Source organism: Nocardioides secundeburneus, from assembly GCF_039939255.1.
Lineage (GTDB): Bacteria > Actinomycetota > Actinomycetes > Propionibacteriales > Nocardioidaceae > Nocardioides.
The window spans coordinates 375,450-396,313 of the sequence record NZ_JBDUUE010000005.1 but is presented as its reverse complement, the minus strand read 5'-3'; the positions used below and the strand labels follow the sequence as shown (position 1 = coordinate 396,313).

Sequence of the window (20,864 nt, the reverse complement as noted above, 5' to 3'; positions counted from 1 at the left end):
GAACTCCTGGATCTCGGGCTGGATCGACTGGATCGGACGGAGAGGCATCAGCGCATCATGTCCTGTAGAGGTCGGACTTGACCCGTTCCACGACCCGGCGCGCTGAGCCGTCGTCGAGGTGGTCGAAGAAGATGCGCCTCTTCCACTCGTAGACGGCACGCTGCTCGTCGTCGAGCGGCACGGTGGTCTGCTGGAGGGCGACGACGAGCTCGTCGAAGGTGCGGCACAGGGGTCCCGGCAGCACGGTCTCGAGGTCGTAGAACAGGCCGCGCTCGGTCTGGGAGTACCGGTCGTGGTCGTAGGCGAAGCTGATCACCGGTCGTCCGGTCAGCAGGAAGTCGACCAGGCAGCTGGAGTAGTCGGAGACGAGCACGTCGGTCGCCCGGTAGAGGACCTCCAGGTGGGGGTAGCGCCGTGACGAGAGGTTGATCGGCCGCAGCGGGGCCAGCATCCGCGAGTAGGTGTGGGCCCGGTCGGCCATGTGCTCGCGCACGGCCAGGACGGCGTCGTTGGCGGCGAGCCAGTCACCGAGCCGGGCCACTTCGTCGGGCGAGAAGTCGTAGTAGGCGTCTGCCTGGTCGTCCTTGAAGGTCGGCAGGAACATCACGACACGGCGGCCGTCGGCCTCGTCGCGCAGCCGGTCGAGCGAGGCGCGCAGCGCAACGGGCAGGCGCGACTCGTCGCACACGATGTAGTCGTTGCGAGGCAGTCCGGTGGGCCACATCGCGGTCGCGGGCACCGGGAAGAAGGCGGCGTTCATGGCCAGGGTGTCGATCCGGCTGGACGTGACGACGACGCGCGAGGAGCCGTGGTTGCGGATGGCGGCCACACGAGCCGGTGCACTCAGGCCGACCGAGGCCAGGTTGAACCGCTTGAGCGGGATGCCGTGCCACAGGTTCACGAAGTTGTGCAGGGTCGGGGCGAGCTGCCACGGCACGTTGGTCTGCGGACCGTGCTTGACGAAGACGTGCCCCGAGCGCAGCAGGTGGTACTGACCTTCCGGGCTGCCGAGCGGGACGACGACCACGTTCTCGCCGGTGACCTCGACCCGGCGCGATCGGGTGAGCACGATCTTCTTGACCGACGGGTCGTCGCGCACCTCGTCGAAGACCGCGAGCTCGTTGCCGGCGAAGGAGTGGTCGTAGGCGCACACGGGGAACGACCACCAGTGGTCGAACACCGGCGTCTCGAGGTCCTGGATCCGGAACTGTGCGCCCGTCATGGGCAGGCGGTAGTCGATGGTCCCGTCGGCGGTGGTGCGGTAGCCGAGGCTGCGCTGCAGCAGGTCGTTGGGGGCCACGCGCACGAGGTGGCGTTCGATGGACTCGACGGGCGCGCCGGGCACCACGTCTCGAAGGCGTTCCTTCCAGCGCGCGAGGTCGGGCACCCGGTACGGGTTCTTCGCCAGCACGTTGCGCTTGAGGAGCGGGAACCCCTGCCGGAGCAGCTCGAAGCCGGTCTCGGTGTAGAGCGGGTCGCAGACGTCGTCGAGCCGGTCGGCGACGTAGGTCGCCTCGACGAATCCCGCCGACCGGAGCGCGTCGCTGAGGCCGACGTCGTACTTCACGTCGGACAGGGTCGGCTGGACCTGGTCGGTGACGGCGCCCAGGAAGGTCCGCAGCACCGGGTCGTCGAGCACGCGCCGGCGCAGGACGAGGAAGTAGCCGCTGAGGAAGGAGTGGTCGGCCGTGCCCCAGTCGCCCGGCGGCACCGCGTCGCGGTGGAGGGGGCGCCGAGGTCCGGTGCGGGGGTCGTGCCACGGGTGCTGGTCGATCGTGCGCCGAGCCGTGTGCAGGCTCCACCAGTCGGCGGGCGTGGCGTCCATCTGCACGAGGACGTCGTCGAGTGGGCGGAGCAGGTAGGTGCTGTCGTTGGCCAGCACCAGCTCGTCGTACTGCTCGACGAGGACGTCCCATCCGACGAGGTCGGCGGCGATGGCGTAGGAGCGGTAGTCGTGCCCACCGTGGGGCACGGCCCAGGCGGCCGCGACCACGCCGGTGAGCTTGGCGAGCTCGGCGTCGCTCACCAGGCCGGCCATCACGACGTAGACGTCGGCATGACGGGCCAGCTCGGTCAGGTAGGAGACGAGCTGCTCGTCGACGAGTCCGTCGGCGTCGTAGGCGGCGAACAGGCAGGCGCGACGGACCGAGGTGGGGTCGGTGGCCGGCGGGTCGGGGCGAGGCGGCTCGGGGCTCGGCCGGGTGGCAAGACCCTGGTGGACGCCGGCGAGCAGGTAGTGGAGGAACGGGTTGAGCGCTGTCGAGCGGGGGTCCAGGTGCTGCTGCCAGTACCACCAGACGTCGAAGTCTCCACGAGGGTTGCGCAACCACGTCCACCCGTGGCCGCAGAAGTGCTCGGCGCCACTCATCGTGCCGGCGACGACGCGTGGATCCGTCGTGGCTGACCGGTAGCCGACCTCGTCGAAGAGGCCCGAGAGACCGACGACGGCCGTGGCGCACTGGAGCGCGACCTCCCCGTCGGGCTCGACGGGCTCGACGGGCTCGTCATCGGACGACGCCACGTAGGCGTCGAGCCCCTCACGCAGAGCCGCGCGCAGCAGGCCGTCGGCCCGGGCGGGGTCGTCGGCGCGGGCGACGTCCCAGGCCTGGACCAGCGCCGTCCAACCGGGAAGGAGGTCGTCGACCACTCAGATCACCTCCGGCAGGAGCGGGCGGATGCGGTCGAGCGCCCGTTCGGTGCTGCGCCCGTCGGCCGGGCCGAGGAGCAGCCTGCGGGCCAGTGCGTGCTCGGGGCGCACGGGAGCGGTGAACAGCTCGTCGAGCGCCGCGACGAGCTCGTCGAAGTCGTGTGCGACCGGGCCGGGAAGGGTGTGGTCGAGGTCGAGCAGGAGCTGGTCGCCGACCTCGTCGTGGGCGAAGCCCAGCACCGGCCGTCCGGTCATGGCGAAGTCGAGCGCGGAGGCCGACCAGTCGGTGACGACCGCGGCGGCGGCCCGGAGCACGACGGCCTGGGACGGGTAGCGCAGGGGAGAGAGGTCGATGGCCACGTCGCCCAGCTGGGCCCAGTAGGGGCGCCGCAGGTCGCGGACGTCCTCGCGCACGCCGAGGACGACGTCGTTGCTCCGGGCCCAGGCCTGCAGGTGCTCGCGCTGGGCCGGGTCGAAGACGTAGGGCGAGACCGGCGACGGCAGCGGCGCGTCGGGCGCGAGGAGGACCAGGCGGCGGCCGTCGAGCTCGCGGGTGAGGCGGTCGAGCTGGGCGCGGTAGTCGGCAGGCAGCTCGTCATCGGGCCGCAGGAGGAGGTCGTGGAAGGGCAACCCCGTCATCCAGGTCTGGCTGAACTGGGACTGCCACTCGACCGCGAGGGCGAGGAGCCGGTCGAGGTCGGAGGCGACGAGGAGAGCGCTGACGAGCGCGGGCCGCTCGTCGTGCACGAGCTCCAGCGGGCCGTTGAGCGACTGGCGCGTGAGCTTCTCGGGCCGGGTGCGCTCGCTGGGTCGGATCGTGTATCCGGCGCGAGCCGAGACCACGGTCTGGCTCTGGACGAGTGGGGGCGACTGCAGCGAGTCGGGGCCCGCCGGCCCGAGGACGACGAGCCCCGAGCGCATCAGCTGCTCGCGTCCGCCGGGGCTCAGCACCGGCTCGACCACGACCGACCTGCCCGGCAGCTCGATGTGGCGGGAGCGGGTGAGCACGACCTTGGTGATGGCGGGATCGTCCGCGACGGACTCGTACACCGCTCGGCTGCCCTCGGGGAGACGGTGGGTCACCGGGTCGACGGCGAAGGACCACACGTCGGGCCGCTTGGCGGTGCGGTCGTTGAGGCGTCGGTAGGCCTTGCCGTGCACGACAGAGGGCGCCTCGACCGCCCCGGAGGCCGTCTCGACGACGGCCAGGCTGCGCTGCATCCGGTCGTCGGGGGCGGTGCGGCGCAGCGTGCGCTCGAAGACATCGACGGGTGCGTCGGGAACGGCCGCGCGGAGGCGCTCCGGCCACGACGCCAACCCCGGGATGTCGTAGTGGTTCTGTGAGATGAGGTAGCGCTTCAGGAGCGGGAAGCCCTCGTCGATCAGCCGGAAGTGCGTCTCGGTGAACAGCGGGTGGAACGGGTGGAGGTGCGGCACGAAGGTGTCGAAGGAATGGCCGCGCCCGACGAGGAGGTGGGTGAGGCCGATCTCGTATTTGAGGATCACCAGCAGCTTGTTGGGCTGCCGGTGCACCGAGTCGAGCAGTCGCCGGAACACGGGGTCGTCGAGGACGGGGCGACGGAAGGCGAGGAAGTAGGAGCCGAGGTGGAAGTCGTAGACCGGGTCGTCCTCGTAGCGGGCGAGCCAGGCGGAGCGGACGGAGTCGATCGGGATCGGCTCGGTGAACGCGTTGGCCGGGTTGTCGCGCGTGCTGAACAGGCCCTTCGTGGCCTGGAGCCCCCACCAGTCGCAGGCACGGTCGTGCATGGTGGCGAAGACCTCGTCGAGGGGGCGCACCAGGAAGCAGCTGTCGTTGACGAGCAGGACCTCGTCGTAGTCCTCGAGCCGGTGCCAGCCGACCAGCTCGCGGGCCAGCAGCGAGTAGGACCCGAAGTCGTAGCCGCCGTGGCGCACGGCCCACGCGCCACGCGTGAACGGCGCCAGCTTGTCGAGCTCGTCGGGCGGCAGGTAGCCGTCGCACAGGTAGTAGACGTCGGCGTGTCGCGCAAGCTCCTCGATCAGCAGCAGTGCGGCCTCGTCGACGACGCACTCGGCGTCGTAGCCCGCGAAGAGCACCGCCCGGCGGACGGGGGTGCCCGGACGGACGCCGGAGGCGAGCGAGCCGGTGCCGTCGGGGCGCGTCGAGAGCCCGAGGTCGCGACCGAGCAGGGCGTAGTGGACGAGGGGGTTGACGTCGTCGACCGCGGGGTCGAGGTGGTTCGCCCAGTACCACCAGGTGTCGAAGTCGGGGTTCGGCTTGCGGAGCATCGACCAACCGGTGCGGCAGAAGTGCTCGGCCGGTGTCTCGTCGCCGGTCATGGATGCGGCGTTGACCAGGGTGTAGTAGGCGTCGTCGACGAGCCGGGAGACGATCGCCGCCTCGGCTCGGACGCGCTGCGTCGGTGGTCTCGTGCTGAGGTCGATCAGGACGTCCTGGGCGCGCGCCGCGGGATCGTCGGTCACGTGGCGACGCCCGGCACGTGGTCGAGGTAGTGCAGCAGAGCGTTGACGGTGTCGGGCAGGTCCGGGTTGGCCTGGTGGTAGGCCGCCGCGTCGAAGTGGGGCCCGGGGTCCTTGCGCTGCGCCGCTCCCCGCCGCAGGTAGTGGAGAGCGGGGCTGAGCCCGGTGCGGATGACTCGCGGGTATCGCTGGAGGTACCAGGCGCCGTCGAAGAGGGGCGAGCTGCGCAACCGGTCGAGGTCGGCGGACTCCTCGGGCGTGGGCGGCCCCTCGAGGCCGCCACCCGGCCCTCGACGCGTGACGGCGGGTGCTCCGGCGTGGCCGCGGATCCGTTGCGGCAGTCGGCTGCGCCAGCGCGCGAACCGGTCGTGCTCGACGAGTGCGACGGCCGCCGTGTGCTCGGCCTGGCTGCGCTCGCGCTCGAGCTGCGAGAGGTGACGGTCGAGGGTCTCGGTCACGGTGTGCAGCTGACGCTGGGCCATCTCGAGGGGAGCCAGGAGCTCCTCACGGACTTCCTGCTCGGCGCGCAGCGCGGCGAGCTCGGCCCGGGCCTGGTCGAGCGAGCGCGACAGCGAGGACACCTCGGCGGCGAGGTCGGAGTCGGGACCCACGACTCGGTTCACCTGCCTTCCGTGTCTAGTTCTCGTCCTCGTCGGCGGCTGACGCTAGCACGCTGATCCTCGCCTGGTTCGGTCAACTCGGCGCAGCTCTCGACGTCCTCGACCTGACGCCGTGACCGTGGCCGCCGCTGCGGGGTCCGGGCCCGCCCTCCGCCCGCGTCGATCGCGCGGGAGCCGGGCGCCGGCGCCGCCTCGTTACCTGCGCGAAACATGGGGGCGCGAGACGTTTCCTGGCCGAAACGTGCGGCCGACGACGGTGAAATACCCGGCCGCGAGAGTTCCCTGCAATTCGGACGGGAGACCAGACGACAGCGAGGTCGCGCGTTCCCGTCCTCCCGAGATCAAGGTTCCATGGAGGTTCTGTGGACGGCTATTACGCCTTCATGCTGGTCGCGACGGCGCTGGTCATGATGATGACCGTGCCCGCGCTGGCGCTCTTCTACGGCGGCATGACGCGGTCGAAGTCCGTGCTCAACATGATGATGATGTCCTACGTCGCCGCGGCGATCGTCGGCATCGTCTACGTCGGCGTCGGCTGGTCGATGGGCTTCGGCGGCGACGGCACGTTCTTCGCCAACCCCTTCGAGCTGTTCTGGCTCGACGGCGTCACCACGGACAGCTACATCGGCGTGATGTTCCAGATGACCTTCGCCGTCATCACCGCCGCGCTCATCAGCGGCGCGGTCGCCGACCGGCTGAAGTTCTCGGCGTGGCTGCTCTTCGTCCCGCTTTGGGCGGTCATCGTCTACTTCCCGATGGCTCACATGGTCTTCAGCTGCACCGACGACTCGCTCATCTGCGGTCGCATCGGCGCCCAGGACTACGCCGGCGGTACCGCCGTCCACATCAACGCCGGTGTCGCAGCGCTTGTGCTCGTCGTCCTGCTCGGCAAGCGCGTCGGGTGGCCGAAGGACAAGATGCGCCCGCACAACCTGACGCTCACCATGCTCGGTGCCGGTCTGCTCTGGTTCGGCTGGTACGGCTTCAACGTCGGCTCGATCGTCTTCACCGGCGAGACCGACGAGGAGAACCTGCTGCAGTTCTTCTCCGAGACCGGTCGCACCTTCGCCAACACCACCCTCGCCACGATGGCCGCCATCCTCGGCTGGCTGCTCATCGAGAAGGTCCTGCACGGCAAGGCCACCTCGCTCGGCGCCGCGTCGGGCATCGTCGCGGGTCTCGTCGCGATCACCCCGGCCGCGGGTGCGGTCGACATCGAGGGCGCCGTCGCCATCGGCGCGATCGCCGGCGCGGTCTGCGCCTGGGCGGTCGGACTGAAGTTCAAGCTCGGCTACGACGACTCGCTCGACGTCGTCGGCGTGCACCTCGTCGGCGGCATCATCGGCACCGTGCTGATCGGTCTCTTCTCGACCGCCGACGGTGCGGGCGGCATCGACGGCCTCTTCTACGGCGGCGGCGTCGACTCGCTGGTCGACCAGGTCCTCGGTGTGCTGGTCGCGATCGTCTACGTCGGCGTGCTCACCACGATCATCGGCCTGGCCATCAAGTTCACCATCGGCCTGCGCCTCGACGAGGAGTCCGAGGTGGGCGGCATCGACCTCGCTGAGCACGGTGAGTCGGCCTACGACCTGCACACCGGTGTGGGCGGCGGCGTGAAGTCCAGCCTGACGGCCGGCACCACCGCGGCGCCGGGCCCGCTGACCAAGTCGACCGAAGGAGCAGAGGCATGAAGCTCGTCACCGCGGTGATCAAGCCGCACAAGTGGGAGGACGTGCGCGAGGCCCTCGAGACCTTCGGCGTCACCGGCATGACTGTCAGCGAGGTCTCCGGCTACGGCCGGCAGAAGGGCCACACGGAGGTCTACCGGGGCGCGGAGTACGACATCGCCCTCGTGCCGAAGATCCGCATCGAGATCGTCGTCGACGACGGCGACACCGAGGACATCGTCGGCATCATCGTCAAGACGGCGCAGACCGGCCGCATCGGCGACGGCAAGGTCTGGGTCAGCCCGGTCGACACCGTCGTCCGCGTCCGCACCGGAGACAAGGACGAGGCCGCGCTCTGACCGGCTGAACGACGTCCGGCACGAGCCCCCGCGCGACTCGGCGCGCGGGGGCTCTGCCGTCCCCGGCGATGATCCGCGACCCGTCACGTGTGGCGTCGGACGTCGGGGAGCCGGGTCCGGCAGGATGGCCACTGCCGCGGGTCGCACGGCGTCGTGCAGACGGCCCGCACCCATCCCATCTGGAGGGAAACCATGAAGCTCGTGACCGCGGTGATCAAGCCGCACAAGTGGGAAGACGTCCGCCAGGCCCTCGAGGCCGTCGGCGTCACCGGCATGACCGTGAGCGAGGTGTCGGGCTACGGCCGGCAGAAGGGCCACACGGAGGTCTACCGCGGCGCCGAGTACGACATCGCGCTGGTGCCGAAGATCCGCCTCGAGGTGGCCGTCGACGACGCCGACGTCGCCGCGATCGTCGAGGCCGTCGAGGTCGCGGCCCGAACCGGTCGCATCGGTGACGGCAAGATCTGGGTCTCGCCGCTCGACTCGGTGCTGCGGGTGCGCACCGGCGACCGCGACGCCGAGGCGCTCTGACCCCGCTGAGCCCCGACGACCGTGCCCGCCGCACCACGGAGGCCGACGAGCTGTGCTCGTCGGCCTTCGAGAAGTGCGGTGGGCCCGAGAGCGGCGTCGCCATGGTCGCCGTCGGCGGCTACGGGCGTGGTGAGCTGGCGCCGCACTCCGACCTCGACGTCGTGCTCGTGCACGACGAGGGCGTCGACCTCGGCGAGCTCGCCGAGCTGGTCTGGTACCCGCTGTGGGACTCCGGGGCCCGCCTCGACCACTCCGTGCGCTCCCTGCCGGAGATGATCACCGCCGCCGACGCCGACCACCGGGTCGCCTCCGGCCTGCTCGACGTCCGCCACGTCGCCGGAGACCCCAACCTGACGCTGCGGCTGCGCACGACCGTGCTCGCCGAGTGGCGCCGTGGCGCGCGCACGCGACTGCCGGAGATCCGCGAGGCGGTCGAGAGCCGGCACCGGCTCATGGGCGAGCTCGCGCACCTGTCGGTGCCCGACGTCAAGGAGGCCGAGGGCGGGCTGCGCGACGCGACCACGCTCCGCGGCCTGGTCGCCACCTGGCTGGTCGACGTGCCCCACACCGAGCTCGAGCGCAGCCGCCAGGTGCTGCTCGACGTGCGCGACGTCGTCCACGAGCTGGCCGGGCGGCCCACCGACCGCATCGCGCCCGAGATGTGGCCCGACATCGCCGCCGCGCTCGACCTGCCGGCGGCCGGGCCCGAGGGCCGCTCGGCCCAGGTCCTCGTGCGCGAGGCCGGACGCCGCATCACCCACCTCAGCCGCCTCGCCTGGCGCCGCGTCGACGGCGTCCTGTCGACGGCCACCTCGCCGCGCACCGCGCGTCGGCCGGTGCTCGAGCCGTTGGCGCCCGGCGTCGCCCTGTCGAAGGGCGAGGTGGTGCTCGACCGGTCCGCCGACCCCTCGCACGACCCGCTGCTGCTGCTGCGCGCGGCCACCGCGGCCGCCGAGCACGGCGTCGTCCTGGCCCCGCCGACCGCGGCGCGGCTCGCCCGCGACGGCGCCCCCATGCCCGACCCGTGGCCCGAGGAGGCGCGCCGGCTGCTGGTGCGGCTGCTCGCCTCGGGCCGCGGCCTGCTCGAGGTCTGGGAGACGCTCGAGGAGACCGGCGCCCTCACCCGGCTGCTGCCCGAGTGGGAACGGGTGCGGATGCTGCCGCACGCCTCGGTCATCCACCGCTTCACCGTCGACCGGCACGTCGTGGAGACCTGCATCGAGGCCTCGGCGCTCATCCGCGCGGTCGCCCGGCCCGACGTGCTCATGGTCGCCGCACTGCTGCACGACGTCGGCAAGGGCGGGCTCACCGAGCACTCCGTCGCGGGCGAGCCGATCGCGCGCGAGGTCGCCACCCGCATCGGCTTCGACGCCGACGAGGTCGGGCTGGTCGCGCTCCTCGTGCGCTGGCACCTGCTGCTCGCCGAGACCGCCACCACGCGCGACCCCGACGACCCCGCCACGGTCGAGCTGATCACCTCCCGCGTGCCGACCACCGAGGCGCTCTCGCTGCTCTCGGCCCTCACCGAGGCCGACGCCAAGGCCACCTCGCCGAAGGCCTGGACGTCGTGGCGCGCCGGGCTCGTCGTCGACCTCGCCCGCCGCGCCCACGCCGCGCTCGACACCGGCGTCGCGCTGCCGCCGATCACCACCGACGAGATCCCCGTGCCGCCGGGCCTGACCCCGGCCTCGGTGCACCTCGAGGTCGAGCGCCTCGACGGCGGCAGCCGGATCACCGCCATCGCCCTCGACCGGGTCGGCCTGCTCGCCGACCTCGCCGCCATGTTCGCCCTGCAGCGGCTGCCGGTGCGCGCGGCCCGCGTGTGGGCGCAGGGCGAGCCGCTCGACGTCGATCCCGAGGGCCCCGGCGTGGTCGGTGTGTCGGTGTGGGAGGTCGCCTCCGACGAGGTCGACCCCGCCATCCTGCGCACCAAGTACGACGCCATCGTCGGCGGCCGCCTCGACCCCGGCACCCGCTTCGCCGGGGCCGCCACCGGTGCCGGCGACCTCGCGCCCACCGTCGCCGTCCGCCCCGAGGCGAGCGAGCAGGCCACGGTGCTCGAGGTGCGCGCCGCCGACCGGCCGGGCGTCGTCTACCTCGTCTGCCGCGCCCTGGCCGTGCTCGGCGTCGCCGTGCGCTCGGCGCACGTCGACACGCTCGGCCCGCAGGCCGTCGACGTGTTCTACCTGCAGGAGGACTCCGCCGGCGCCCTGTCGGAGGTGCGCGCCGCCGCGGCCGCGCACGCCGTCCGGGCGGCGCTCACCGACGGCTGAGCCGGGCTCAGCCCTCGGTCGGAGGGACGTCCTTGCGGATGCGGATGGTGCCGGCCTTGAGGTCGACCCGCACCTTCTGCTCGTCGTCGTCGGGCGCGGCGAACATCTCGCCCTCGGTCTCCTTGGAGTCGAGGTCCTCCTGCATGCGCGCGCGGCCGGGGTCGAAGACGTCGAAGCCGCCGAGCGCGTTGCCGCCGGACGACGTGCCGCCCTGCTGGTTGCGCAGGCTGTGGTTGCCGAACCAGACGGCGAGCGCCGTGAGGACGACGAGACCTGCGACGGTGTAGAGGACGACCACCCCTCCACGGTAGCCCCTGCGCCGTTAGGCTGGGCCCTGATCACCTCCATGACGTGAGGCACGACCTGAACCGACCGACGGGACCCCTGTGTTCGCCACCCTCTCCGACCGCCTCGCCGACACCTTCAAGAACCTGCGGGGCAAGGGTCGGCTCTCCGAGGCCGACATCGACGCCACCGCGCGCGAGATCCGCATCGCGCTGCTCGAGGCCGACGTCGCCCTGCCGGTGGTCAAGGCGTTCGTGGCCGCGGTCAAGGAGCGGGCCCGCGGCGAGGAGGTCAGCGGCGCGCTCAACCCGGCGCAGCAGATCATCAAGATCGTCCACGAGGAGCTCGTCGAGATCCTCGGCGGCGAGACCCGCCGGCTCCGGTTCGCCAAGTCCGGCCCCACCGTCATCATGCTCGCCGGCCTCCAGGGCGCCGGCAAGACCACCCTCGCCGCCAAGCTCGCGCTGTGGCTCAAGGAGCAGGGCAAGTCGCCGGTGCTGGTGGCCTGCGACCTCCAGCGCCCCAACGCCGTCAACCAGCTGCAGGTCAACGGCGAGCGGGTCGGCGTCCCCGTGTTCGCCCCGCAGCCCGGCAACGGCGTCGGCGACCCGGTCGCGGTCGCCCGCGAGGCGATCGAGGACGCCAAGCGCAAGCTGCACGACGTCGTCATCGTCGACACCGCCGGCCGCCTCGGCGTCGACGCCGAGCTCATGCAGCAGGCCTCCGACATCCGCGACGCCGTCTCGCCCGACGAGGTGCTGTTCGTCGTCGACGCGATGATCGGCCAGGACGCCGTCGTCACCGCCCAGGCGTTCCTCGACGGCGTCGGCTACGACGGCGTCGTCCTCACCAAGCTCGACGGCGACGCGCGTGGTGGTGCCGCGCTCTCGATCCGTCAGGTCACCGGTCGCCCGGTCATGTTCGCCTCCGCCGGCGAGAAGATGACCGACTTCGACCTCTTCCACCCCGACCGCATGGCCTCGCGCATCCTCGACATGGGCGACATGCTCACCCTGATCGAGCAGGCCGAGAAGGCGTTCGACCAGGAAGAGGCCATGAAGGCCGCCGCCAAGCTGAGCGGCCAGGGCGGCGAGTTCACCCTCGACGACTTCCTGTCGCAGATGCAGCAGGTGCGCAAGCTCGGCTCGATGTCGAAGATCCTCGGCATGCTGCCCGGCATGGGTCAGATGCGCGACCAGCTCGAGAACTTCGACGACCGCGAGATCGACCGCATCCAGGGCATCATCCACTCGATGACGCCGGCCGAGCGTGACAACCCCAAGATGATCGACGGCTCGCGCCGGGCCCGCATCGCCAAGGGCTCGGGTCGTCAGGTCTCCGACGTCAACCAGCTCGTCGACCGCTTCTTCGAGGCGCGCAAGATGATGATGCAGCTCGCCAAGGGCGGCGGCATGCCCGGCATGCCGGGCATGCCCGGCATGCCGATGGGGGCCGGTGGTGGCAAGCGCGGCAAGGGCAAGCAGCAGCCGAAGAAGGCCAAGGGGCGGCAGCGCTCGGGCAACCCGGCCAAGGCGGCCCAGGAGGCCAAGGCCGCCCAGGAGCGGGCGGCGGCCGCGGCGGCCAACCCGTTCGGTGGCGGTCAGGACGTCGACTACGAGGCCGCGGCGGCCAACCTCGAGCTGCCGAAGGACTTCTCCAAGTTCCTCAAGTGAGCACCGTTCTCGTCGTCGACGGCGCCAACGTCGTCGGCGCACGTCCCGACGGCTGGTGGAAGGATCGCGCCGGCGCGGCCCGGCGCCTGCACGAGAGCCTCATGGTGGCCGCGATCCCGCACGACGTCGTCGTCCTGGTGCTCGAGGGAGCCGCCAAGGGCGGCGTCCGACCCGGGCGCGACGCACACGTGCGTACGGTGCACGCGACGGGCAACGGCGACGACACGATCGTGGCCGAGACCGAGAAGGCCGCCGGCCAGGGGCACCGGGTCAGTGTCGTCACCGCCGACCGCATCCTCATGGGCCGCGTGGAGCACCACGGGGCGATGATCATGAGCCCCACCTGGCTGCTGGGCGAGCTCGACTGACCTGGTCGGCGTCCGCCTGGGCGCCGGGCCGCCCGTCGGGAGGGCCGGTCGTCGAGGTGTGCCATAGTGCCTCGCGATGAGGCGAGACGACGTCGTGGCGATCTACGAACGGCACCAGGCCAACGCGAGCCCGGGGGCCGGGCTCGGGGCCATCGCGGTCGACGAGGTGATGTGGGTCCAGGGCCTCGTCGAGCGCCACCGGCCGCAGCAGTTCCTCGAGATCGGCATGGCCTCCGGCCTGTCGGCCGGGGTCCTCGCCCACGTCCTGGGTGAGCACGGCGCCCGGCACCTCACCACGGTCGACTACGACAACACGTTCTTCGGCGACCACACGAAGGAGAACGGCTACCTGATCGAGTCGATCTACCCCGACGGCCCGGTGACCATCGAGAAGCTGCCGTTCACGGTGGCGGCCGACGTCGTCGCCCTCGGCCGCGACTACGACATGGCGTTCATCGACGCCAACCACCAGCAGCCCTACCCACTGCTCGACACGCTGTGCATCTGGCCCGCGCTCACCGGGGCCAAGATCGTCATCCACCACGACCTGCGGCTCTACAAGGACCAGGCCGTGCCCTTCGGCATCGGTCCGAAGTACGTCTTCGACCAGTTCCCCGACACCGCCCGGATCCGGTCCGAGGCCCGCGGCGGCAACATCTTCGCCCTCGACCTGTCCGAGATCTCCCGCGAGCAGATCGAGCGCATCGCCGTCGACGGGCTGCTCCTGCCCTGGACGATGCGGACGCCCATGCCCGGCTGGATCCGCAAGAAGACCCGTCGGGTGCTGCGCGAGCACTACTCGCCGCAGGTGCTCGAGGCGTTCGACACCGGACTCGAGCGCTACAACGTCCCCTACGCCGTCGGCGGCCCGGCCCGGTCATGACCGACGTCCCGGCGCCCCAGCGCTTCCGCGGCGTCGTCCTGCCCGGCGAGGAGACCCGCGACCTCTACGTCGTCGACGGGCACGTCACCTACGAGCCGCAGGCCGGCGCCGACACCGTCGCGAGCGGCTGGCTGCTGCCCGGCCTCGTCGACGCGCACAACCACCTCGGGCTCGAGGACGGCGGCGCCGTCGACGACGACGAGACCGAGCGCCAGGCGGTCGCCGACCGTGACACCGGCGTCCTGCTGCTGCGCGACTGCGGCTCGCCCGCCGACACCCGCTGGGTGCAGCAGCGCGACGACCTGCCCCGGCTGGTCCGGGCCGGGCGCCACGTCGCCCGCACGCGCCGCTACATCCGCCACTACGCCGACGAGGTCGAGCCCGACGGCCTGGCCGAGGCCGTCGCCACCCAGGCCCGGGCCGGCGACGGGTGGGTCAAGCTGGTCGGCGACTGGATCTCGCGCGACGACGGCGACCTCGCCCCGTCGTTCCCGCCCGAGGCCTTCGCGGCCGCGATCGACGCCGCCCACGCCGAGGGCGCGAAGGTCACCGCCCACTGCTTCGGGGTCGACGTGCTCGACGGGCTGCTCGCCGCCGGCATCGACTGCATCGAGCACGGCACCGGCCTGCAGGAGCGACACCTCGACCAGATGGCCGCGGCCGGTGTGGCGCTGGTGCCCACGGTGCTGCAGACCGACAAGTTCCCCGGCTTCGCCGACGCCGGGCGCGAGAAGTTCCCGGCCTACGCCACCACCATGGAGACCCTCCACGCCCGCCGCCGTGCCACGCTGCTCGCCGCCCACGAGGCCGGTGTCGCGCTCTACGTCGGCAGCGACGGCGGTGGCACCGGCCGCCACGGCTACCTCGCCGAGGAGGTCGCGGCCATGGTCGAGATGGGCCTGCCGGCGGCCGACGTCGTCGCGGCGGCGTCGTGGCGCGGCCGCGGTTGGCTCGGCTTCGAGCCGTTGCTCAGCGAGGGCGCACCGGCCGACTTCGTCGTCCTCGACGCCGACCCGCGCGCCGACCTGTCCACCCTCGCCCGGCCCGCCTGCGTCGTCCTGCGGGGCCGGGTCGTCGCCACCCGCGTCTGAGCCCTCCGCGAATAGTTCGACACTCGGTCTACCTCTCGCGCTCGGCAGAGGTCGACCAGGTGTCGAACTATCCGGGCGGGGCCTGGGCGACGCGGGCGAGGGCGAGCCCGACCGCACCCATGACCTCGGCCCGGTCGCCGAGCTCACCAGGCACCACGCGGACGGCGGCGGCCACCTCGGGCTGGGCGTAGCGGTCGATCGAGCCGCGCACCGCCTCGACGATGGACGACGCCCGGCCCAGCGAGCCGCCGAGGACGACGAGCGCCGGGTTGAGGCTGGTGGCCAGGTCGGCCAGGGCGCGGCCGACGACGCGACCGGCGTCGCTCAGCACACGCCGCACGCCGGCGTCACCCGCGGCGTCGAGGGCGAGCACCCCGGCGATGTCGAGGTCGGCGTCGTAGGCCGGGCGGAGCAGGTCGACCAGGCGCGGCGCGGCGACCAGGGTCTCGAGGCAGCCGCGGTTGCCGCAGCGGCACACGGGACCGTCCTCGCCGACCTGCACGTGGCCGATCTCGCCGGCGTTGCCGGTGCTGCCGCGGTGCAGGCGGCCGCCGAGCACGATGCCGGCACCGAGGCCGCTCGCCAGCTTCACGTAGACCATGTCGGTGGTGGCGGGCGGCAGGTCGCGGGCGGCGCCGTGGCCGAGCTCGGCCAGCGCGCCGAGGTTGGCGTCGTTGTCGGCGAGCACCGGGGCCGTGATGCCGTGGGTGCCGCGCAGGTGCCGCTCGAGCTGGCTGCCGGGGTCGAGCCCCTGCCAGCCCGGCATGATCCGGTTGCTCACCCGCGTCGACGTGCGGTCGAGCGGCGCCGGCACGCACATGCCGACGGCGCCGACGCTCTCGGCCCCGGCGGCCGTCGTCGCCTCGGCGAGCATGCCGGCGGCGACGGCGAAGACCCGGGTGCCGCGGGTGTCGACGTCGAGCACGGCGACGTCCTCGTGCACCACGGTGCCGGTGCGGTCGGCGACGGCGACCCGGAGGTGGCCGTGGCCGATGTCGACGCCGGCGACGTGCCCGCTCGGTGCGCTCAGCGTCAGCAGCACCGACGGCCGGCCGCCCCCGCCCTTGTGCGGTCGGCCGCGGTCGCTGGTCTCGCAGACCAGCCCGGCCTCGAGGAGGTCGCCGACCAGGCTCGAGACCGTGGTGCGCGACAGACCGGTGGCGCGGGCCAGGTCGGCCCGGCTCATCGGGCCCTCCGCGAGCGCGGTCGTGAGCGTGCGCCGGTTGGCGGCGCGCAACCGGCCCAGGGACGTCACGGGGTCATTAGTCCATGCTCGGGAGGAAAGCGGAAGGACCGCGCGGTGGTCGGTCAGGAGCCCGGACGAACCACGCCTCCCCGCTACCGGGCCGGCCCGCCGCGCGGACGCGCCGGCCGGGTCGCCCACAGGATCGTGGTGACGAGCAGGACGACGAAGCCGGCACCGCCGAGCAGCAACGGTCCGACGACCCCGACCACGACGCCGGCCACGATGCCTCCGGTGCTCGGCACGCCGGCCACCCGCACCTCGGCGCCCTCGACGTCGGACTCGCACGTCAGGACGACGCCGCCGTCACCGGTCGTCAGCTGCTCGACCGCCGTCCACTCGTCGTACGTGACGTCGGCGGTGACCCGGCTGACCTCGATCGTCGCGCCGTCGGGCGTGGCGGCCGTGCACCGCACCGGTTCGCCGTCGCGCTGGTAGATCCCGCGGCGCTCGTCGGCCGGCAGGTCGAGCGTGACCGGGCCGTCGGCCGCGGCGAACACGGCGTCCTCCTGCGTGAGCGGGCGCAGCACCCAGACGAGGGCGGCGACGAACACCACCACGGCGAGGACCAGCAGGACGCCGCCGACGACGAACCACCGTGCCCGCGGTCGGTACTTCCGGCGCGGGGGCGGGCCGTACGCCGGGTAGCTCATGCGACCAGGGTGCCCGATCCCGCGTCGGTCCACGCGCGGGATCAGCGGTGCCGGATCCGCGCCGGGTCGGGCAGGTACTTCACCAGCGCGTGGTTGCGCTTGACCAGCTCGTCGTCGACGACGTCGCCGGTGGTCTTGTCGATGACGGTGCGCCAGATCTCGTTGTGGCGGTAGACCCGGTGCAGGGGGTCGGAGTCGTAGGTCACGAAGCCCTCGTCGCGGGCCTCGACCCGGTACGACGTCGTCGTCGCGACGTCGGAGCGCAGCTCGCCGCGCAGATGGCGCTCGTCGACCCACGTGCGCAGCTGGAAGGTCTGGTCGGTGTCGTTGCGGAAGACCAGGTCGACGTAGTTGTAGACGATCGAGCAGCCGACGCCCCACGGGAGCACGCGACCCTTGTCGGGGAACGGGTCGAAGGAGTGCTCGCTGCGCTCGACGACGGTGAGCGGCGAGTGCAGCACCATCCAGTGCACGAGGTTGGCCAGCTGGCAGATGCCGCCGCCGACCCCGGCGCGCGCGTCGCCGTTCGAGAGCCGCATGCCGTCGACGTAGCCCTTGCGCGCCGTGCAGCTGCCGACCACCTTGTTGAAGCTGAAGGTCTCGCCCGGACGCACGAGCACGCCGTCGGTGCGGGCCGAGGCGAGCCGCAGGTTGGTCACCTTGCCGCGCTGCAGGACCATCTCGTCGTCCGAGAGCTCGCGCATCAGCAGCGAGGAGTGCTTCTTGACCCGCACCGGCAGGTCGGTGTCGTCGCGGTCGCGGGCCCACGACGTGCCCGGGCGCAGCCACTGCAGGTGTCGGCGGGCCTGGTGGGCGCGCACGGCCCAGGGGAACAGCCAGGGGTGCCGCTCGGTCAGGCGGGCGGCGGGCGCCGCCGGAGGAGCGGCCGGCGTGGTCGGGGACTCGGCAAGCAGGCTCATACCCCGTCCGATGCCGGGGGCGACGGTTTGGTTGCGACTACCTCGCGAACGTCTGCAGCCGGCCCAGGGTGAGCGAGGCGCGCTGCAGCCGGGCCCCGACGGTGAAGCGGGCCTGCTCGCGGACGTCGTCGTCGCGCAGGTCGAGGAGGTCGACGGCGTCGACCGTCATCAGGTACTCCCAGCCGGCGCCGCGGGCCTGGTCGGCGTAGGCGGTGAACCGCCCGTCGGTGCCCACCGCGAACCCGAGCCGGGCGCCCCGGGCCGAGAGGTCGACGGTGCGCCGCAGGTCGCGCGGCGCGACGCGCAGCACGCGCTCCCCGTCGACGCGCAGGTCGACGTCGACCCGGTTCTGCTGGTGGACGTAGCGGGCCAGCAGGGAGGTGCGGTCGCCGATCGCGAGGCCGAGCAGCAGGATCGACCTGTCCTTCGGCGTGAGTCCCTGGAGGTCGACGAAGGCGCCGTAGGACCGCGACGCCGGGGCGAGGTCGGAGACGACCGAGAACTGGGCGGTCTTCGGCGAGACCAGCCGGAGCGACCGCGCGGTCGGGGTGGCGCTCGCCTGCCCCGAGCCGTCGTAGCCGATCTCGATCTCGGCGTCGGCCCAGCGCGCCAGGCGTTTGGCCTTCGGGTAGTCGCGCGGACCCGGCGGCGGCACCGGGTTGCCGACGTCGCGCAGGTGCGCCTGGAGCAGCCCGCGCAGGCGCCGGACGTCGCCCGGTCGGGCCTTTGCCAGGTCGGTCGTCTCGCCCGGGTCGGTGGCGAGGTCGTAGAGCTCGCCCGAGCCGTCGCGCAGCTGCATGACGAGCTTGAGGTCGCCCGAGCGGACGGCGGCCACGGGGGCCCGGCCGGCGAAGTGGTGCGGGAAGACCCAGAACAGGTCGTCGCGCCGGGGCAGCGGCCCCGTGCCCAGCACGACCGGCGCCAGGCTGATCCCGTCGTGCTGGGGGCCGCGGGTGCGGGTGCGGCGTCCGGAGAGCTCGAGCGCGGTGGGGTTGATGTCGAGCGTGCTGACGGGCGTGTCGACCACCTGCGGGCCGAGCGATCCGTCGGCCCACGCCGCGATGAACGGCACGCGGACGCCGCCCTCGTAGAGCGAGCCCTTGCTGTCGCGCAACGGAGCGTTGCTGGCCGCGTAGGCGCCGCCGTTGTCGGAGATGACGACGACCAGCGTGCGGTCGGCGATGCCGGCCTCGTTGAGGGCCGTGATCACCGTGCCGACCTGGGTGTCGACGCTCTCGAGCATGCCGGCGAGCTTGGGGTTGTGGGCGGGGTCGTCGGCCCCGGGGCTCTCGGCGTACTTCTTCTCCAGTTCGGGCTTGGAGTCGAGCTCGGTGTGCACCGAGTAGTTGGACAGGTGCAGGAAGAACGGCTCGTCGCGATGGTCGTTGATGAAGTCGACGGCCTCGTAGCCGAGCCGGTCGGTGAGGTACTCGTCGTCCTCGACCCGGCCGACGGACGGCGCGAACTGGTAGGGGTAGAAGTAGTCGCCGCCCCCGATGTAGCGCTCCTCGGTGACCCGCACGTCGGTGAACCCGTGGGAGTAGGGATTGCCCGGGCGCTCGCGGTAGGGGCCGTCGTAGGTCTCGGTGAGGTGCCACTTGCCGATCAGCCCCGACACGTAGCCGTCGCCGAGCTGCTGGGCGATCGAGGGCAGGTCGGGGGAGAGGAAGTTGTCGCTGGGGTCGTCCATCGGCCCGAGGAAATTCGTGATGCCCGTGCGCGCGGGGTAGAGCCCCGTGACGAGCGCTGCCCGGGTGGGCGAGCAGATCGGCCCGGCCGAGTAGGCCTGGGTGAACCGGACCCCGCTCGCGGCGAGCGCGTCGATGAAGGGCGTCTTGTTGAAGGTGTTGCCGTAGCAGCCGAGCTCGTGCCAGCCGAGGTCGTCGATCGAGATGACGACGACGTTGCGCCGGCGCGCGCTCCCACCGGGTCGGGTGGCCTCGACCGGCCGGGTGAGCTCGGTCGGCGTCGTCGTGGGGCTCGGCGTCGTCGAGCGCGGGACGTCGTCGCCGTCGGGCCACAGCGCCGCACCGACCGCCACGCCGGTCACGCCGGCCGCGAGACCGCCCAGGACGACGCGCCGCGAGGGGCCGGCGGAGGCCGCTGGTGCTGGCCGGCGGGCGTCGTCGTCCATCCCGCTCCTCCTGGCTGGTCACGACCGAACTCCACTGGCTCGGTCGACTTTCGTGGCAGGGTGCCATACAGGCGGCCCACAGCCACCATCGTCGGAACGGTACGCCGCTGCCGCTTCCGATTCGGACACCAGGGGCGTGTCTGGCAAACTGGCTCGCTGAGTCCTGTGCGTCCGGTCCCTCTCACCAGGCGTCGGCAGGCCCACCGAAGGTCAGCCCGTGTGTTCCCCACCCGTGGTGACGCCTTCACCCACACACGAAACTTTCGAGGAGACACCACAACCGTGGCCGTCAAGATCCGTTTGAAGCGCCTGGGCAAGGTCCGGGTGCCGCAGTACCGCATCGTCGTCGTCGACTCGCGCAAGAAGCGCGACGGCAAGGTCATCGAGGAGATCGGCCTGTACCACCCCAAGGAGGACCCGAGCTACATCAAGGTCGTCTCCGAGCGGGCGCAGTACTGGCTCGGCGTCGGCGCGCAGCCGTCCGAGGCCGTCGCCAAGATCCTCAAGATCACCGGCGACTGGCAGACCTACAAGGGCATCTCCGGCACCGAGGGCACCCTCCAGTCCGCCCCGGCCAAGACGTCGAAGCAGGACCTGTTCAACGAGGCGCTGAAGGAGGCCGGCGGCGGCTCGACCGAGGCCGTCACCAAGAAGGCCCCGTCGAAGAAGGCCGAGAAGGCCGAGAAGAAGGCCGACGAGACCCCGGCCGCCGAGGCCGCTGACGAGGCGCCCGCCGTCGAGACGCCGGCCGAGACCGCCGAGGCGGCCGAGACCGACGCCGAGCCGAGCGCCTGATGCTCGCCGACGCGCTCGAGCACCTCGTCCGGGGGGTCGTCGACCACCCCGACGACGTCTCCGTGCGGGACAAGCAGCTGCGACGCGGCTCGATCCTCGAGGTCCGGGTGCACCCCGACGACCTCGGCAAGGTCATCGGCCGCGGCGGGCGCACGGCGTCCGCGTTCCGCACCGTCGTGTCGGCCCTGGCCGGCCGCGACGGGGCGCGCATCGACTTCGTCGACGTCGACCGTCGTCGGTAGCTCCACCTCCACGCTGACCC

Annotated in this window: 18 protein-coding genes; 10 read left to right on the top strand and 8 right to left on the bottom strand. The window is 72.3% G+C overall.

Annotation, left to right across the window (positions count from 1 at the left end; genetic code table 11):
• Nucleotides 1-55: 55 nt before the first annotated feature.
• The 3 genes from ABFT23_RS15630 to ABFT23_RS15620 are packed head-to-tail and all read right to left on the bottom strand — an operon-like array spanning nt 56 to nt 5,730.
• Nucleotides 56-2,647 carry a CDP-glycerol glycerophosphotransferase family protein gene (locus ABFT23_RS15630; protein WP_347896769.1) on the bottom strand — a complete coding sequence of 864 codons (2,592 nt, stop codon included), beginning with the start codon at nt 2,645-2,647 and terminating at the stop codon, nt 56-58.
• Entirely contained in the window at nt 2,648-5,110 is a 2,463-nt protein-coding gene (locus ABFT23_RS15625) for a rhamnan synthesis F family protein (protein WP_347896767.1), read from the bottom strand.
• Nucleotides 5,107-5,730, bottom strand: a complete 624-nt coding sequence (locus tag ABFT23_RS15620; RefSeq protein ID WP_347896765.1) for a hypothetical protein — start codon at nt 5,728-5,730, stop codon at nt 5,107-5,109. The genes ABFT23_RS15625 and ABFT23_RS15620 overlap by 4 nt, the downstream gene beginning before the upstream one ends.
• Nucleotides 5,731-6,089: 359 nt before the next feature.
• Between ABFT23_RS15620 and ABFT23_RS15615 the strand changes: the two genes are divergently transcribed.
• From ABFT23_RS15615 to ABFT23_RS15600, 4 genes are all read left to right on the top strand, one after another.
• A complete protein-coding gene (locus ABFT23_RS15615) occupies nt 6,090-7,418 on the top strand; it encodes an ammonium transporter (protein ID WP_347896763.1) in 1,329 nt (442 codons plus the stop codon).
• The gene (locus ABFT23_RS15610; protein WP_347896761.1) at nt 7,415-7,753 is read left to right on the top strand and encodes a P-II family nitrogen regulator; all 339 of its coding nucleotides are present in this window, start codon (nt 7,415-7,417) and stop codon (nt 7,751-7,753) included. The genes ABFT23_RS15615 and ABFT23_RS15610 overlap by 4 nt, the downstream gene beginning before the upstream one ends.
• A gap of 192 nt (nt 7,754-7,945) precedes the next feature.
• Nucleotides 7,946-8,284, top strand: a complete 339-nt coding sequence (locus tag ABFT23_RS15605; RefSeq protein ID WP_347896759.1) for a P-II family nitrogen regulator — start codon at nt 7,946-7,948, stop codon at nt 8,282-8,284.
• Entirely contained in the window at nt 8,281-10,557 is a 2,277-nt protein-coding gene (locus ABFT23_RS15600; RefSeq protein WP_457623584.1) for a [protein-PII] uridylyltransferase, read from the top strand. Before ABFT23_RS15605 ends, ABFT23_RS15600 begins: the two co-directional genes overlap by 4 nt.
• 7 nt (nt 10,558-10,564) lie before the next feature.
• Here ABFT23_RS15600 and ABFT23_RS15595 read toward each other — a convergent pair whose 3' ends face one another.
• Nucleotides 10,565-10,855 (bottom strand): hypothetical protein, encoded by a 291-nt coding sequence (locus tag ABFT23_RS15595; protein ID WP_347896757.1) that lies wholly within the window; start codon nt 10,853-10,855, stop codon nt 10,565-10,567.
• Between the two features lie 88 nt (nt 10,856-10,943).
• On the opposite strand from ABFT23_RS15595, the gene ffh reads away from it, so the two are divergent.
• The 4 genes from ffh to ABFT23_RS15575 all read left to right on the top strand — a co-directional run bounded on the left by ffh (nt 10,944) and on the right by ABFT23_RS15575 (nt 14,857).
• Entirely contained in the window at nt 10,944-12,515 is a 1,572-nt protein-coding gene (ffh, locus tag ABFT23_RS15590) for a signal recognition particle protein (RefSeq protein WP_347896755.1), read from the top strand.
• Nucleotides 12,512-12,883 carry an NYN domain-containing protein gene (locus tag ABFT23_RS15585; protein WP_347896753.1) on the top strand — a complete coding sequence of 124 codons (372 nt, stop codon included), beginning with the start codon at nt 12,512-12,514 and terminating at the stop codon, nt 12,881-12,883. The genes ffh and ABFT23_RS15585 overlap by 4 nt, the downstream gene beginning before the upstream one ends.
• A 76-nt stretch (nt 12,884-12,959) precedes the next feature.
• Nucleotides 12,960-13,766, top strand: coding sequence for a class I SAM-dependent methyltransferase (locus ABFT23_RS15580; protein ID WP_347896751.1), 807 nt, complete (start codon nt 12,960-12,962; stop codon nt 13,764-13,766).
• A complete protein-coding gene (locus ABFT23_RS15575) occupies nt 13,763-14,857 on the top strand; it encodes an amidohydrolase family protein (protein WP_347896749.1) in 1,095 nt (364 codons plus the stop codon). Before ABFT23_RS15580 ends, ABFT23_RS15575 begins: the two co-directional genes overlap by 4 nt.
• A gap of 67 nt (nt 14,858-14,924) precedes the next feature.
• Here the strand turns inward: ABFT23_RS15575 and ABFT23_RS15570 are convergent, their stop codons facing one another.
• The 4 genes from ABFT23_RS15570 to ABFT23_RS15555 all read right to left on the bottom strand — a co-directional run bounded on the left by ABFT23_RS15570 (nt 14,925) and on the right by ABFT23_RS15555 (nt 19,807).
• A complete protein-coding gene (locus ABFT23_RS15570; protein WP_347896747.1) occupies nt 14,925-16,112 on the bottom strand; it encodes an ROK family transcriptional regulator in 1,188 nt (395 codons plus the stop codon).
• An 83-nt stretch (nt 16,113-16,195) separates the two neighbouring features.
• Nucleotides 16,196-16,753: a hypothetical protein gene (locus ABFT23_RS15565; RefSeq protein WP_347896745.1), complete on the bottom strand. Its 558-nt coding sequence runs from the start codon at nt 16,751-16,753 to the stop codon at nt 16,196-16,198.
• A 41-nt stretch (nt 16,754-16,794) separates the two neighbouring features.
• A complete protein-coding gene (locus ABFT23_RS15560) occupies nt 16,795-17,673 on the bottom strand; it encodes a VanW family protein (protein WP_347896743.1) in 879 nt (292 codons plus the stop codon).
• Between the two features lie 37 nt (nt 17,674-17,710).
• Nucleotides 17,711-19,807: a sulfatase gene (locus tag ABFT23_RS15555; RefSeq protein ID WP_347896741.1), complete on the bottom strand. Its 2,097-nt coding sequence runs from the start codon at nt 19,805-19,807 to the stop codon at nt 17,711-17,713.
• Between the two features lie 282 nt (nt 19,808-20,089).
• Here ABFT23_RS15555 and rpsP point away from each other — a divergent pair, with 282 nt between their 5' ends.
• Both rpsP and ABFT23_RS15545 read left to right on the top strand, forming a co-directional pair.
• A complete protein-coding gene (gene rpsP, locus ABFT23_RS15550) occupies nt 20,090-20,602 on the top strand; it encodes a 30S ribosomal protein S16 (RefSeq protein ID WP_347896739.1) in 513 nt (170 codons plus the stop codon).
• Nucleotides 20,602-20,844 carry an RNA-binding protein gene (locus tag ABFT23_RS15545; RefSeq protein ID WP_347896737.1) on the top strand — a complete coding sequence of 81 codons (243 nt, stop codon included), beginning with the start codon at nt 20,602-20,604 and terminating at the stop codon, nt 20,842-20,844. The genes rpsP and ABFT23_RS15545 overlap by 1 nt, the downstream gene beginning before the upstream one ends.
• Nucleotides 20,845-20,864 lie beyond the last annotated feature (20 nt).

Coding starts and splice junctions, on each gene's coding strand:
- ABFT23_RS15555 (WP_347896741.1), bottom strand. CDS start 19,807: ATGGACGACGACGCCCGCCGGCCAGCACCAGCGGCCTCCGCCGGCCCC.
- ABFT23_RS15610 (WP_347896761.1), top strand. CDS start 7,415: ATGAAGCTCGTCACCGCGGTGATCAAGCCGCACAAGTGGGAGGACGTG.
- ABFT23_RS15545 (WP_347896737.1), top strand. CDS start 20,602: ATGCTCGCCGACGCGCTCGAGCACCTCGTCCGGGGGGTCGTCGACCAC.
- ABFT23_RS15605 (WP_347896759.1), top strand. CDS start 7,946: ATGAAGCTCGTGACCGCGGTGATCAAGCCGCACAAGTGGGAAGACGTC.
- ABFT23_RS15565 (WP_347896745.1), bottom strand. CDS start 16,753: ATGAGCTACCCGGCGTACGGCCCGCCCCCGCGCCGGAAGTACCGACCG.
- ABFT23_RS15580 (WP_347896751.1), top strand. CDS start 12,960: ATGAGGCGAGACGACGTCGTGGCGATCTACGAACGGCACCAGGCCAAC.
- ABFT23_RS15560 (WP_347896743.1), bottom strand. CDS start 17,673: ATGAGCCTGCTTGCCGAGTCCCCGACCACGCCGGCCGCTCCTCCGGCG.
- ABFT23_RS15575 (WP_347896749.1), top strand. CDS start 13,763: ATGACCGACGTCCCGGCGCCCCAGCGCTTCCGCGGCGTCGTCCTGCCC.